11 protein-coding genes are annotated in these 14,039 nt (G+C 67.2%); 10 read left to right on the top strand and 1 reads right to left on the bottom strand.

What is annotated here, in order from left to right:
* Positions 1-78: 78 nt before the first annotated feature.
* From ftsW to lpxC, 8 genes are all read left to right on the top strand, one after another.
* The gene (ftsW, locus tag UU7_RS14140; protein ID WP_007809402.1) at positions 79-1,311 is read left to right on the top strand and encodes a putative lipid II flippase FtsW; all 1,233 of its coding nucleotides are present in this window, start codon (positions 79-81) and stop codon (positions 1,309-1,311) included.
* A complete protein-coding gene (gene murG, locus UU7_RS14145) occupies positions 1,308-2,381 on the top strand; it encodes an undecaprenyldiphospho-muramoylpentapeptide beta-N-acetylglucosaminyltransferase (RefSeq protein WP_007809403.1) in 1,074 nt (357 codons plus the stop codon). The genes ftsW and murG overlap by 4 nt, the downstream gene beginning before the upstream one ends.
* On the top strand, positions 2,378-3,817 hold the full coding sequence (gene murC, locus UU7_RS14150; protein ID WP_007809404.1) for a UDP-N-acetylmuramate--L-alanine ligase: 1,440 nt from the start codon (positions 2,378-2,380) through the stop codon (positions 3,815-3,817). The genes murG and murC overlap by 4 nt, the downstream gene beginning before the upstream one ends.
* A 5-nt stretch (positions 3,818-3,822) precedes the next feature.
* A complete protein-coding gene (locus UU7_RS14155) occupies positions 3,823-4,755 on the top strand; it encodes a D-alanine--D-alanine ligase (protein ID WP_193385087.1) in 933 nt (310 codons plus the stop codon).
* Positions 4,752-5,486 carry a cell division protein FtsQ/DivIB gene (locus tag UU7_RS14160; RefSeq protein ID WP_007809406.1) on the top strand — a complete coding sequence of 245 codons (735 nt, stop codon included), beginning with the start codon at positions 4,752-4,754 and terminating at the stop codon, positions 5,484-5,486. Before UU7_RS14155 ends, UU7_RS14160 begins: the two co-directional genes overlap by 4 nt.
* A 10-nt stretch (positions 5,487-5,496) precedes the next feature.
* Positions 5,497-6,729 (top strand): cell division protein FtsA, encoded by a 1,233-nt coding sequence (gene ftsA, locus UU7_RS14165; RefSeq protein ID WP_007809407.1) that lies wholly within the window; start codon positions 5,497-5,499, stop codon positions 6,727-6,729.
* 122 nt (positions 6,730-6,851) lie between these two features.
* Positions 6,852-8,045 (top strand): cell division protein FtsZ, encoded by a 1,194-nt coding sequence (ftsZ, locus tag UU7_RS14170; RefSeq protein ID WP_007809408.1) that lies wholly within the window; start codon positions 6,852-6,854, stop codon positions 8,043-8,045.
* Between the two features lie 475 nt (positions 8,046-8,520).
* Positions 8,521-9,435 carry a UDP-3-O-acyl-N-acetylglucosamine deacetylase gene (gene lpxC / locus UU7_RS14175; RefSeq protein ID WP_007809409.1) on the top strand — a complete coding sequence of 305 codons (915 nt, stop codon included), beginning with the start codon at positions 8,521-8,523 and terminating at the stop codon, positions 9,433-9,435.
* 179 nt (positions 9,436-9,614) lie between these two features.
* On the opposite strand, the gene UU7_RS14180 is transcribed toward lpxC, so the two are convergent.
* Entirely contained in the window at positions 9,615-10,097 is a 483-nt protein-coding gene (locus UU7_RS14180) for a DciA family protein (protein WP_007809410.1), read from the bottom strand.
* 27 nt (positions 10,098-10,124) lie between these two features.
* On the opposite strand from UU7_RS14180, the gene UU7_RS14185 reads away from it, so the two are divergent.
* Positions 10,125-11,054, top strand: coding sequence for a M23 family metallopeptidase (locus tag UU7_RS14185; protein ID WP_007809412.1), 930 nt, complete (start codon positions 10,125-10,127; stop codon positions 11,052-11,054).
* 192 nt (positions 11,055-11,246) lie between these two features.
* Entirely contained in the window at positions 11,247-13,982 is a 2,736-nt protein-coding gene (gene secA / locus UU7_RS14190; RefSeq protein ID WP_007809414.1) for a preprotein translocase subunit SecA, read from the top strand.
* The last annotated feature ends 57 nt before the right edge of the window (positions 13,983-14,039 follow it).

Genomic DNA, 14,039 nt, shown 5'->3' on the forward strand with positions numbered 1-14,039 from the left:
GGAAGGGCGTGCGCCTGTGCGCTTTTGCCCATTCCCCATTCCCCATTCCCCATTCCCGTGCCTCCAAGGGAGGCACCCATGTTTGACGCCTCGCAAGCCAGACGCCGGACCGGGCCGCGCGGCAGCTTCGACTTGTGGCTGCTGGTCGCGCTGATCGGTCTGGCCAGCGTGGGCGTGGTGATGGTGACGTCCAGCTCGATCGCGGTGGCGGACAGCCAGCACATCGGCGCGTTCTACTTCCTGAAGAAGCACCTGCTGTTCCTCAGCCTTGGCCTGCTCGCCGCTGCCCTGGCCATGCGCACCGAGCTGAAGCTGCTGGAGAAGTACGCGTTCCCGCTGCTGGCGCTGGCCTTCCTGATGCTGCTGGCGGTGTTCGTGCCGCACTTCGGCATGCGCATCAACGGCGCGCGGCGCTGGTTGAACCTGCTGGTGACCACGTTCCAGCCGGTCGAGGCGGTAAAGCTCATTCTGGTGATCTACGTGGCCAGCTACCTGGTGCGCCATCGCGACAGCGTGGAGACGAAATTCCTCGGCCTGTTCAAGCCGTTGCTGGTGGCCGGCCTGATCGTGCTGCTGCTGCTGGCGCAGCCGGACTTCGGCTCGGCCACGCTGGTGATCGCGGTGACCATCGCGATGGTCTGGCTGGGCGGCGCGCGGCCGATCTTCCTGTTCCTGATGGGCCTGCCGCTGATGCCGCTGCTGTATGTCGCGGCGACCGGCGAGAGCTACCGCATGAAGCGACTGACCTCGTTCATGGACCCGTGGAAGGACCCGTTCAACGACGGCTTCCAGCTGACCCAGTCGCTGATGGCGATCGGCCGCGGCGAGTGGACCGGCGTGGGCCTCGGTTCGAGCGTGTTGAAGCTGTCCTACCTGCCTGAGGCGCATACCGATTTCATCTTCGCGGTGATCGGCGAGGAGCTGGGCCTGGCTGGCGTGATCCTGGTGATCAGCCTGTTCGGACTGGCGGTGGGCCGCGGCCTGTACATCGGCCTGAAGGGCGTCGAGGTGGGCCAGCGTTTCGCCGGCTACGTGGCGTTCGGCATCTCGCTGATGCTGGCGATGCAGGCCTTCGTGTCGGTGGGCGTGAATCTCGGCGCGCTGCCGACCAAGGGGCTGACGCTGCCGCTGATCAGCTACGGTGGTTCGTCGATGGCGCTGACCTGTGCCATGGCCGGCGTGCTGCTGCGCGCCACCTACGAGATCAACCGTGCGCTGGACGCGCGGCAGATGGCCACCCGGATGCCGGCAGCTGTCGCTGCTGTCGACGCGAGCGCCGCGGCAACGCCGCGCGAGGCGGTGGCTGCATGACCGCGCAGCGTCCCGTGCTGATCATGGCCGGCGGCACCGGTGGCCATATCTTCCCCGGACTGGCCGTGGCCGAATGCCTTCGGGCGCAGGGCGTGCCGGTGGTGTGGCTGGGTGCGGTCGGCGGGATGGAAACGAACGTGGTGCCGTCCCAGCGGATCGAGCTGCACACGGTGGCCGTCGGCGGTCTGCGCGGCAAGGGTTGGAAGACCCGGTTGCTGGCGCCGCTGATGCTGTTGCGTTCGCTGCTGGCCTCGCTGGCCGTACTGCGCCGGGTGAATCCGCGCAGCGTGCTGTCGATGGGTGGTTATGTCGCCGGCCCCGGTGGCGTGGCTGCCTGGCTGTTGCGCCGACCGTTGCTGGTGCACGAACAGAATCGGGTGGCCGGCTTCACCAATCGCAAGCTGGCCGCGCTGGCGAAGCGCGTGCTGGCCGGTTTCGCCGATGCCTTGCCGCAGGCCGAATGGGTCGGCAATCCGGTACGCGACGCGATCGCCGCCCTGCCGCCGCCGGCGCAGCGCATGGCGGGGCGGGAGGGCAGGCCACGCCTGCTGGTGCTCGGCGGCAGCCTGGGCGCGCGCGCACTGAATCTCGCGCTGCCGCAGGCACTGGCCCTGTTGACGGCGGAACAACGGCCCGAGGTGCTGCACCAGTGCGGCAACCGCGGTCTGGACGAGGCGCGCGCCGCGTATGCGAAGGCCGGCGTCGAGGCGCAGGTGGTGCCGTTCATCGATGACATGGCGGCTACCTACGGCCGCGCCGACCTGGCCGTCTGCCGCGCCGGCGCGCTGACCCTGGCCGAGCTGGCTGCGGCCGGACTGGGTGCGGTGCTGGTGCCGTTCCCGCACGCGGTGGACGACCACCAGACGCGCAATGGTGAAGTGCTGGTGGCGGCCGGAGCCGCCGAACTGATGCAGGAGAACGAGCTGGACGTACAGATTCTGGCGCAGCGACTGGAGTCGCTGCTGGGTGACCGCAAGCGCCTGCTGGCGATGGCCGAGGCCGCGCGCACGCTGGCGAAACCCGACGCGGCGCAGGTCATCGCCCGCGCATGCCTGGAGGTGGCCGCATGACGCCGCGTCGCCTGCATGCGCACGAAGATCCGATGAGCACGTTCCGCCGGGTGCACTTCATCGGCATCGGCGGCGTCGGCATGAGCGGCATCGCCGAAGTGCTGCACAACCTGGGCTACGCGGTCTCCGGCTCCGATCGGGCGAACTCGCCGACGGCACAACGGCTGCAGCAACTGGGCATCGTGGTGCACGTGGGCCATGCGGTGGAAAACATCGGCGACGCCGACGTGGTGGTGACATCCAGCGCGATCAGGCAGGACAACCCCGAGCTGGTCGCCGCCCGCGCCGGCCGCATTCCGGTGATCCCCCGCGCGGAGATGCTGGGCGAACTGATGCGTTTTCGCCGCGGCGTGGCGATCGCCGGCACCCACGGCAAGACCACCACCACCAGCCTCACCGCCAGCGTGCTGGCCGAGGCCGGTTACGACCCGACCTTCGTGATCGGTGGCCAGCTCAACGCGGCCGGCGCCAATGCCCGGCTGGGCACCGGCCAGTACCTGGTGGCGGAAGCGGACGAATCGGACGGCTCGTTCCTGATGCTGTCGCCGGTGATCGCGGCGGTGACCAACATCGACGCCGACCACCTGGAGAATTACCACGGCGATTTCGCCGAGGTGAAGCAGGCGTTCGACGACTTCCTGCACCGGCTGCCGTTCTACGGCCTGGCCGTGCTGTGCGTGGACGACCCGGAAGTGGCGGTGCTGGCCAAGTCCACCACGCGGCGGGTGATGACCTACGGCATCGACAGCGCGGACGCCGACGTGCGCGCGCTGAAGGTGAGCCAGCACGGCTTCGAGATGCACTTCGACCTGCAACTGCCGGGGCGCGACGAGGTGCTGCCGGTGAAGCTCAACCTGCCCGGTCGCCACAACGTGCTCAATGCGCTGGCCGCCGCGGCGATCGGCTGGCAGCTCGGCGTCGAGGCCGATGCGCTGGCCCGTGCGCTGGAGAATTTCCAGGGCGTCGGCCGGCGTTTCCACCGGCGCGGGGAGCTTGCGCTGGACCACGGCAGCGTGCTGCTGGTCGACGACTACGGCCACCACCCCCGCGAACTGGCCGCGGTGTTCGCCGCCGCCCGCGGCGGCTGGCCCGACCGGCGCCTGGTGGTCGGTTTCCAGCCGCACCGCTACAGCCGCACGCGCGACCTGCTGGACGACTTCGCCAACGTGCTGGCCGAGGCCGACGTGCTGGTGCTGACCGATGTCTACCCTGCTGGCGAGGCGCCGATCGCCGGCGCCGACGGTCGCGCCCTGGCGCGCGCCGTGCGTGCGCGCGGCAAGGTCGATCCGGTGCTGGTCGAGCATCCGCGTGATCTGAAAGAGAGCCTGCCGGCGCTGCTGCGCGATGGCGACCTGCTGCTGCTGCTCGGCGCGGGCGACATCGGCGCGGCGGCGGTGGAGCTGGCGCAAACGGGCAACCTGAGGACAAGCAAGTGAGCACGATGATCAAGGACCCTGCCCAGTTCGGACGCGTCGCCGTGGTGATGGGCGGCAGCTCGGCCGAGCGCGAGGTGTCGCTGGATTCCGGCCGCAACGTGCTCGCTGCACTGCGCGCGCGCGGCATCGACGCCCATGCCATCGACGGCATCCCGGCCCTGCTCGACGCGCTGCGTGCCGGCCACTTCGCCCGGGTCTTCAACATCCTGCACGGCCAGCATGGCGGCGGCGAGGATGGCGTGCTGCAGGGCGCGCTGGAATCGCTCAACGTGCCGTACACGGGCTCCGGCGTGCTGGGTTCGGCGCTGTCGATGGACAAGACCCGCTCCAAGCGCGTGTGGCAATCGCTGGGCCTGCCGACCCCGAAGTTCGTGGAGCTGCCGCGTGGCGCCGACGTGCACGCGGCGGCGAAGCAGGTCGGCTTTCCGCTGATCGTGAAGCCGGCCTGCGAAGGTTCCAGCGTTGGCGTCACCCGCGTGTTCGACGAATCGCAACTGGACCAGGCGGTGGAGCTGGCCGCGAAGTATCCCGGCGACCTGCTGATGGAAACCCTGATCGAGGGTGACGAACTGACCGTCGCGATCCTCGGGCGCCAGGTGCTGCCGTCGATCCACATCGTGCCGAAGGGCGCGTTCTACGACTACAACGCGAAGTACATCGCCGAGGACACCCTGTACCTGTGCCCCGGCCAGGAAGGCGAGGCCGAGGCGGAACTGCGCGCGCTGGCGCTGCAGGCGTTCGACGCGCTGGGCTGCGCCGGCTGGGGTCGGGTCGACGTGATGCGCGATCGCGCCGGTCGCAACTGGCTGCTGGAAGTGAACACCGCGCCGGGCATGACCTCGCATTCGCTGGTGCCGAAGGCCGCCGCGGTGGACGGCATCGACTACCAGGAGCTGTGCTGGCGCGTGCTGGAAACCAGTTTCCGGGAGGGCCTGTGAAGGGAGTCGTCCGCCTCGTCGCCTGGTGCCTGGCCATCGCCCTGGTCGCGCTGCCGATCGTCGGCGTGCTGCGCGGCTGGTTTGCGGCCGGGCGCTGGCCGGTGACCCGGTTGACGGTGCAGGCCGAGTTCAAGCACGTCAGCGAAAGCGACCTGCGCGCCGCGGTGCGGCCGCGGTTGGGCAAGGGCTTCTTCGCGCTGGATCTGGATGCGGTGCAGAAAGCCGTGGCCGCGCTGCCGTGGGTGGAATCGGTCGAGGCGCGCAAGCGCTGGCCCGACACGCTGCAGTTGCGCATCTACGAACGCCAGCCGTTCGCGCGCTGGAACGACAGACAGCTGATCAGCCGCCAGGGCCTGGTGTTCGATGCGCCCGGCATGAATGACCTCGGCGACCTGCCGGAACTGCATGGCCCGGATGCCAGGCTGGCCGAGGTGGTGAGCTTCTACGCCCAGACACAGAAGGCCTTCGCCGGCACGCACCTGCGCATCACCGGCGTGGCGCTGACCGAGCGCGGCAGCTGGAGCATCGGCACCGCGGGCGGTGCGCAGATCGTGATCGGCGACCGCGAGCAGGCGGGTCGTCGCCTGCGCCGCTTCCTCGAGGTCTATCCACAACTGATCGCCGGACACACCGAGGGTTTTGCCTACGCCGACCTTCGCTACACCAACGGATTCGCCGTGCGCTGGCCCGATGCGGCCGCCGCCAACGCTGGGGGTTCGCCTCGCACATGAGCATTTTTCTATGAAGCCGCGCAACGACAAGCAACTGGTGGTGGGGCTCGACATCGGCACCTCGAAAGTGGTGGCGATCGTGGGCGAGTACGAGCCGGGCGAGCCGATCACCGTGATCGGCATCGGCACCCACGTCTCGCGCGGCATGAAGCGCGGCTCGGTGGTCGACATCGAATCGACCGTGCACTCGATCCAGCGAGCGGTGGAGGAAGCCGAGCTGATGGCCGGCTGCGACATCCGTTCGGTCTACGCATCGATCTCCGGCAGCCACCTGGAAACCCGCAACTCGCACGGCAACGCGGCGATCCGCGACCGCGAGGTCACCGCGGCGGACCTGGAGCAGGTGCTGGAGGCGGCCAGCGCGGTGGCGATCCCGGCCGACCGCAAGGTGCTCTACAAGGAGTCGCAGGAATACCGCATCGACGGCCAGGACGGCATCCGCGCCCCGGTCGGCATGAGCGGCGTGCGGCTGGAGGCCAACGTGCACCTGGTCACCGGCGCGGCCGCGGCGGTTCAGAACATCTCCAAGTGCATCCAGCGCTGCGGCCTCACCGTGGATGAACTGGTGCCGTCGGCGCTTGCCAGCGCCAAGGCGGTGCTCACCGACGACGAGCGCGAGCTGGGCGTGTGCCTGGTCGACATCGGCGCCGGCACCACCGACATCGCGATCTACACCCAGGGCTCGATCCGCTACACCGCCTCGCTGCCGGTCGGCGGCGACCAGGTCACCAGCGACATCGCCTACGGCGTGCACACGCCGACCGCCCACGCGGAGGAGATCAAGATCAAGTACGCCTGCGCCCAGACCGGGCTGGCGCACGCCGAGGAAACCATCCAGGTACCCAGCGTGGGCGACCGCCCGCCGCGCCGGCTCGCGCGGCAGTCGCTGGCGCAGAGCGTGCAGGCCCGCTACGAGGAAATCTTCGAGATGGTGCAGGACCAGCTGCGCCGCTCCGGCTACGAAAGCCTGGTCGCGGCCGGCGTGGTGCTGACCGGCGGCGCCTCGAAGATGGAAGGCGCGCTGGAGCTGGCCGAGGAGATCTTCCACAAGATGGTGCGCATCGGCGTGCCGCAGCAGATCGACGGCCTCGGCGAAGTGGTCTCCAGTCCGCTGCACGCCACCGGCGTGGGCCTGCTGCTGCACGGCGCGCGGGCGGGCGGCATGCGTGTGGGCGGGCCGGTCGGCGGCAGCGTCGGTGGCCTGGTCGGGAAAGTGCGTGGCTGGCTGACGCGGAATTTCTGAAACACGGTTGCGGATGACGCAGGACGCGTCATCCAGGGTGGAGGGACATCCACCCATCACCATGGACCGACAGGAGTCGTCATCCATGGTTAAAACGACAACAACTCTACGGAGGACGGGAAATGTTTGAACTGATCGATAAACTCGCACCCAATGCAGTCATCAAGGTGATCGGCGTGGGCGGCGGCGGTGGCAATGCCGTGGCGCACATGCTCAACGCCAACATCGAAGGCGTCGACTTCGTCGTCGCCAACACCGACGCCCAGGCGATGACCAGCTGCGGCTCGCGTACCCACCTGCAGCTCGGTGGCAACGTGACCAAGGGTCTCGGCGCCGGCGCGAACCCCGAAGTCGGCCGGCAGGCTGCGCTGGAGGATCGCGAACGGATCGAGGCGATGCTGGAAGGCGCCGACATGGTGTTCATCACCGCCGGCATGGGCGGCGGCACCGGTACCGGCGCCGCGCCGGTGGTGGCGCAGCTGGCCAAGGAGAAGGGCATCCTGACCGTGGCCGTGGTGACCAAACCGTTCCCGTTCGAAGGCCGTCGGCGCATGCAGGTCGCCCTGAAGGGCATCGAGGACCTGTCGCAGCACGTCGACTCGCTGATCACCGTGCCGAACGAGAAGCTGCTCAGCGTGCTCGGCCGCGAAGTGACCCTGCTCAACGCGTTCAAGGCGGCCAACGACGTGCTGCAGGGCGCCGTGCAGGGCATTGCCGACCTGATCACGGCCCCGGGCCTGATCAACGTCGACTTTGCCGACGTGCGCACCGTGATGTCGGAGATGGGCCTGGCGATGATGGGCTCGGGCACCGCGCGCGGCGACGATCGTGCCCAGGCCGCGGCCGAGGCGGCGATCAAGAACCCGCTGCTGGAAGACGTCAACTTGAATGGCGCCTGCGGCATCCTGGTCAACGTCACCGCCGGTCCGAACCTCACCATGCGCGAGTTCGACGAGATCGGCCGCATCATCCACGACTTCGCCAGCGAAGACGCCACCGTGGTGATGGGCACCTCGCTCGACCCGGAGATGAAGGACGACGTGCGTGTAACGGTGGTCGCCACCGGCCTCAACCGGGCGATGGCCTCGCGCCAGCAGCCGCCGATCCGCATGGTGGAAACGAGCCAGCAGGTGCAGATGCGTCCGCGCCCGGTGGTGCTGCGCACCGGCACCGGCAACGAGGTGGTCGACTATGCCCAGCCTGACGTGGTGCATTCGAACCAGGGCAGGACCGAACCCGCGGCGCCGGCGAAGCACGCCGAGCCCGGCTTCGACTACCTGGACATTCCGGCGTTCCTGCGCCGCCAGGCCGACTGAAGAGGTGACTTCCGGCAGGCTGACTTCCGACAGGTTCAAACTGTTGGGGGAGATGCGAAAGTATTGAACAAATCCGCGTTGGGCCGGTCACTGCAGGACTCACCGGGCTCGCCGCCTGCCGATGGCAGCGTGGCGGATTCGGGTGTCCTGGCCGGTACACGCAGGTCCAGGCACGCTGCCGGTAGTGCCCCGTGATACCGCAACAAGACTGTGCATCAGGACGATGCATGGCCTGTCGCCACGGCTTTGCCGTGACGGCAGATCCGATGTCCCGTGCCGGATTCCCGTCCCCGGCACGGGACGTCGTGTCGGTCGCCGTTCTCCCCGGGAAATCAGATGGATACCCGTCGCTTCAGGGATGAAGGAACCATGAAGGCATAATCAGACTGTACGGTACGGTTTGCTTTTACCACAGGTTAAAACTGTGTTAGCATCCGCCCCTGATTGGCTGCTGCCTACACAGGTACCAACAAAAATGATCAAGCAGCGTACCCTCAAGAACATCATCCGGGCGACCGGTGTCGGCCTGCATACCGGCGACAAGGTCTACATGACCTTGCGTCCCGCGGCGCCCAATACCGGCATCGTGTTTCGACGAACGGATCTCGATCCGCCGGTCGATATCCGCGCGCGTGAGGATCATGTCGGCGATACCCGCCTGTCGACCACCCTGGTCAATGGCGACGTGCGCGTCTCCACGGTCGAGCATCTGCTCTCGGCGATGGCCGGACTGGGCATCGACAATGCCTATGTCGACCTTTCCGCGCCGGAAGTGCCGATCATGGACGGCAGCGCCGGTCCCTTCGTGTTCCTGCTGCAGTCCGCCGGCATCGAAGAGCAGGCCGTGGCCAAGCGCTTCATCCGCATCAAGAAGCCGGTGAAGGTGCAGGAAGGCGACAAGTGGGCCAGCTTCGAGCCGTTCGAAGGCTTCAAGGTGGGCTTCTCGATCGACTTCAACCATCCGATCATCAGCCAGCGCACCTCGCGTGCCGAGATCGACTTCTCCACCACCTCCTTCGTCAAGGAAGTGAGCCGCGCCCGCACGTTCGGCTTCATGCGTGACATCGAGATGCTGCGCGAACACAACCTGGCGCTGGGCGGTTCGATGGACAATGCCGTGGTGCTGGACGACTACCGCGTGCTCAATGAGGACGGCCTGCGTTACGAGGACGAGTTCGTCAAGCACAAGATCCTCGATGCGATCGGCGACCTGTACCTGCTCGGCCACAGCCTGATCGGCGCGTATCACGCGCACAAGTCGGGTCATGAACTGAACAACAAGCTGCTGCGCACGCTGATGGCCGACGCCTCGGCGTGGGAAGAGGTCAGCTACCAGGACGATCCGGCCACCTCGCCGATCTCCTACGCCCATCCCGCCCAGGCGATCTGAGCCGACGCCGCGGCAGCGGCGCTCCTGTCAAAACGAACGGCCGTGTCTCGCGACACGGCCGTTTTCGTGACGGGCGTCACATTTTGCCCGCGTCATGTTTCACGCCCGCGCGACATCCCGGCTTATTCCTTAACAAAGTGCATGCTATAAACCTCACACCGAATTGACGGGCGGCGACTTCAGCCCGCGTCGGCAGCAGGGGAATCAGCGGTTTCGGCGAAGGACGCCAGCTCAAGGAACAGTGCCCGCAATTCGGGGTCTGTGAATGACGCGGCGGCCGCCACGAGGTGGGCGGCGGCGGCAGGCGAAAGCGGTTTTGACCGATCCGGTGGTGTTGCGGCCGGTGGTTGGGGGACCACTTTCACGGTGACTGAACTGGCGCGCGTGCCGATGGCATGTGCGGCGGCAAGGATCTGTGTCTGCATCAAGCGCAGACGCGATGCCCAGCCCGGTGAAGACGCCAGGAAGACGAGGCGGTCGTGGCGCAGGTTGGCGAATCTCACCTGCTCGCGCAACGGCGATGGCAACGTCTGGCGCAATGCGCGATCCAGCGCTTCCAGCGACTCGGCCTTCTGGGCCAGGGTCGCGAAGGAGCCGCAATCGACAAGTGACTTCGGTCCGTTGTCGCGGCGGCGGGAAGTGGCCGGGGTAACGCGTTGCATGGTGCCGGAAATCGATCTTGGAAAGACATGCAAATCATACTCGTATCACGTGCCCGGAAATTGCCGCAAACCCTTGATCTGGCGAACCGACGCCTGCGCTGGAAGCTGTTCGCCCTGGCATCGGTGGCGGTGCTGGCCTGCATGAGCGCCGGCGTGGCGCTGGCGCTGCTGGTGGCCAGCCCGAGAGATCGCTCGCTGGCCGAGATCCATGCCTTGCAGCAGGAGATCGGTCAGCAGAAAGCCCAGTTGGGCACCGTGCGCGAGGATGCCCGGCGCGGGCTGGACGCGCTGGCCGTGAAGCTGGGTCAGCTGCAGGCCCAGTCGACCCGCCTGAACGCGTTGGGCGAACGCCTGGCCGAGGTCGGCAAGCTGGACAGCGGCGAGTTCAACTTCGACCAGCAACCCGCCGTGGGCGGTGTCGAGGACGCCAGCGGCACGGCCTATGCGCTGCCGCCCTCGCTGGACAGCGGCATCAACCAGCTCGCCAGCCAGTTCGACCGCCAGCAGGCCCAGTTGTCGGCGTTGCAGAGCCTGCTGCTCGACGCCAAGATCGAATCGAATCTGAAGCCCACCGGCATGCCGGTGCCGGGTTACATCTCCTCGTACTTCGGCGTGCGCGCCGACCCGTTCGACGGCCATTCGGCGAGGCACACCGGCATCGACATATCGACGCCCCTGGGTACCGCCGTGCACACCGTGGCCGAGGGCATGGTGACGTTTGCCGGCGTGCGCAGCGGCTACGGCAAGGTGATCGAGATCGACCACGGCAACGGCTACATGACCCGCTACGCCCACAACAGCGCGCTGGAAGTGCGTCCGGGCCAGCACGTGCAGGTCGGCGACGTGGTCGCCAGGGCCGGCTCGACCGGTCGCTCCACCGGTTCCCACGTGCATTTCGAAGTCTGGTACGACGGCCGCGTGGTCAACCCGCTGGCCTTCGTGCGCAATCACCGCTGAGCCTTTTCCGGCGGTTGCCGCCACTTGAATCGGGCGCCCGCCGGCGCCATTCAGGATGGCGGGTGCGGCATCTGCGACTGCACGCATCCCCTCCAGTCCGGCCTGACGGGCAGTGCCGAGCGGGCATGTAGTAACATGCCCGATTGGCCCGCGCCCGTGGCGGGCGTTTCAACTCTCCAACCCGGAAAATCGATGTTCAATCGTGCCCTGACGAGCCTGTTTGGTAGCCGCAACGAACGCGTGCTGCGCCAGATGTCCAAGAGCGTCAACCGCATCAATGCGCTGGAGCCGGAATTCGAGAAGCTGAGCGACGACGAGCTGCGCGGCAAGACCGACGAGTTCAAGCAGCGCGTCGCCGCCGGTGAATCGCTGGACAAGCTGCTGCCGGAAGCGTTCGCCGTGGTGCGTGAGGCAGCCAGGCGCACGCTGGGCATGCGCCATTACGACGTGCAGATGATCGGCGGCATGGTGTTGCACCAGGGCAAGATCGCCGAGATGCGCACCGGCGAAGGCAAGACCCTCGTCGGCACGCTGCCGGTGTACCTCAATGCGCTGGCCGGCAAGGGCGTGCACGTGGTCACCGTCAACGACTACCTGGCGCGGCGCGACTCGGCCCAGATGGGCAAGCTGTACAACTTCCTCGGGCTGACGGTGGACGTCGTGTATCCGGGCATGGACCACGCCGACAAGTACGCCGCCTACCGCGCCGACATCACCTACGGCACCAACAACGAATTCGGTTTCGACTACCTGCGCGACAACATGGCGCTCAGCAAGGAGCAGCGCTACCAGCGCGGCCTGCACTACGCCATCGTCGACGAAGTCGACTCGATCCTGATCGACGAGGCGCGCACGCCGCTGATCATTTCCGGGCCCGCGGAGGATTCCCCGCAGTTGTATCTCGCGGTCAACAAGATCGTGCCGCGGATGATCCGCCAGGCCGAGGAAAACGGCGAGGGCGACTACTGGGTCGACGAGAAGCAGAAGCAGGTGCATCTGTCCGAGGCCGGCATGCAGCACGCCGACGAGCTGCTGCGCGAGGCCGGCGTGATCGACCAGGACAGTGGCCTGTACGACTCCAAGAACCTGGCGGTGGTGCACCACCTCAACGCGGCGCTGAGAGCCAACGGCATCTACCAGCGCGACGTGGACTACATCGTGCGCGACGGCGAGGTGATCATCGTCGACGAGTTCACCGGCCGTACCCTGGCCGGCCGGCGCTGGTCCGACGGCCTGCATCAGGCGGTCGAGGCGAAGGAAGGCGTGCCGATCCAGCGCGAGAACCAGACGCTGGCCACGGTGACGTTCCAGAACCTGTTCCGCATGTACAAGAAGCTGGCCGGCATGACCGGCACGGCCGATACCGAGGCGTTCGAGTTCCAGAGCATCTACGGCCTGGAGGTGGTGGTGATCCCCACCCACAAGCCGATGATCCGCAAGGACAACCCGGACATGATCTTCCTGTCGCAGACGCCGAAGTACAACTCGGTGATCGAGGACATCAAGGATTGCCACAGGCGCGGCCAGCCGGTGCTGGTCGGCACCACCTCGATCGAGGTGTCCGAACTGCTGTCCGGGCTGTTGAACAAGGCCGGGGTGAGGCACGAAGTGCTGAACGCGAAGCAGCATGAGCGCGAAGCGCACATCGTGGCCCAGGCCGGTGCGCCGGGGCAGGTGACCATCGCCACCAACATGGCCGGTCGCGGTACCGACATCGTGCTCGGCGGCAGCCTCGAGGCTGCGCTGGCGGCCTTGCCGGAAGGCGCCAGCGAGGTCGATCGCGCCCGCGTCAAGGCCGAGTGGAAGAAGCTGCACGAACAGGTGCTCGCCGCTGGCGGTTTGCACATCATCGGCACCGAGCGGCACGAATCCCGGCGCATCGACAACCAGCTGCGCGGCCGTTCCGGTCGCCAGGGCGATCCGGGCTCCTCGCGTTTCTACCTGTCGCTGGAAGACAACCTGCTGCGCATCTTCGGTGGCGAAGGGCTGGTGCGCTGGATGAAGCGCTTCGGCATGAAGGACGACGACGCGCTGGAAGATCGCATGATCAGCCGGCAGATCGAGAAGGCGCAGCGCAAGGTCGAGCAGCACAACTTCGACATCCGCAAGCACCTGCTGGAATTCGACGACGTCGCCAACGACCAGCGCAAGGTGATCTACCGCCAGCGCGACGAATTGCTGGACGGCGAGGAAGTGCAGGCGACTGTTGCGGACATCCGCGAGGACGTGGTGCAGTCGATGGTGCGTGCCTACGTGCCGGACGAGAGCATCGACGACCAGTGGGACCTGGCCGGGCTGGATCGCGAGCTGGAAAGCGAGCTGGGCCTGTCGCTCGACCTGAAGTCGTGGATCGAGCAGCAGCACGAGGTCGACGCGAAGATGATCCTCGAGCACGTCCGTGGCGCGGTGAACGAGCTGTTCCAGGCCAAGGAAGCGCAGATCGGTGCCGAAACCATGCGCCAGCTCGAGAAGCACATCATGCTGACCGTGGTGGACAACGCCTGGAAGGATCACCTGGCCAGCATGGATTACCTGCGCCAGGGCATCTACCTGGTGGGCTACGCGCAGCAGGACCCGAAGCAGGCGTTCAAGCGCGAGTCGTTCAAGCTGTTCTCCGGCATGCTCGAACGGATCAAGGGCGAAGTGATCCAGATGCTGGCGCGCATCCGCATCCGCAGCGAGGAGGAAGTGGCGGCGATGGAGGCCGAGCAGCAGCGTCTGGCCGACCGCCTGCAGCAGCAGATGCTGGCCACGGGCGGCGGTGCGCCGCCGGCCGGTGCATTCGGCGGCGACTCTGCCGACGAATCCGCCGTCGGTGCCGGTATCCGCATGGCGCCGCAGGCCGAAGGCCCCAAGGTCGGCCGCAACGAACCCTGCCCCTGCGGCTCGGGCAAGAAGTACAAGCACTGCCACGGCCAGCTCGCCTGAGCTGCCGCGACAGTCCCCATGAAAAACCCCGCCGCGGCGGGGTTTTTCATGGCTGGA

The organism is Rhodanobacter spathiphylli B39, from assembly GCF_000264295.1.
Lineage (GTDB): Bacteria > Pseudomonadota > Gammaproteobacteria > Xanthomonadales > Rhodanobacteraceae > Rhodanobacter > Rhodanobacter spathiphylli.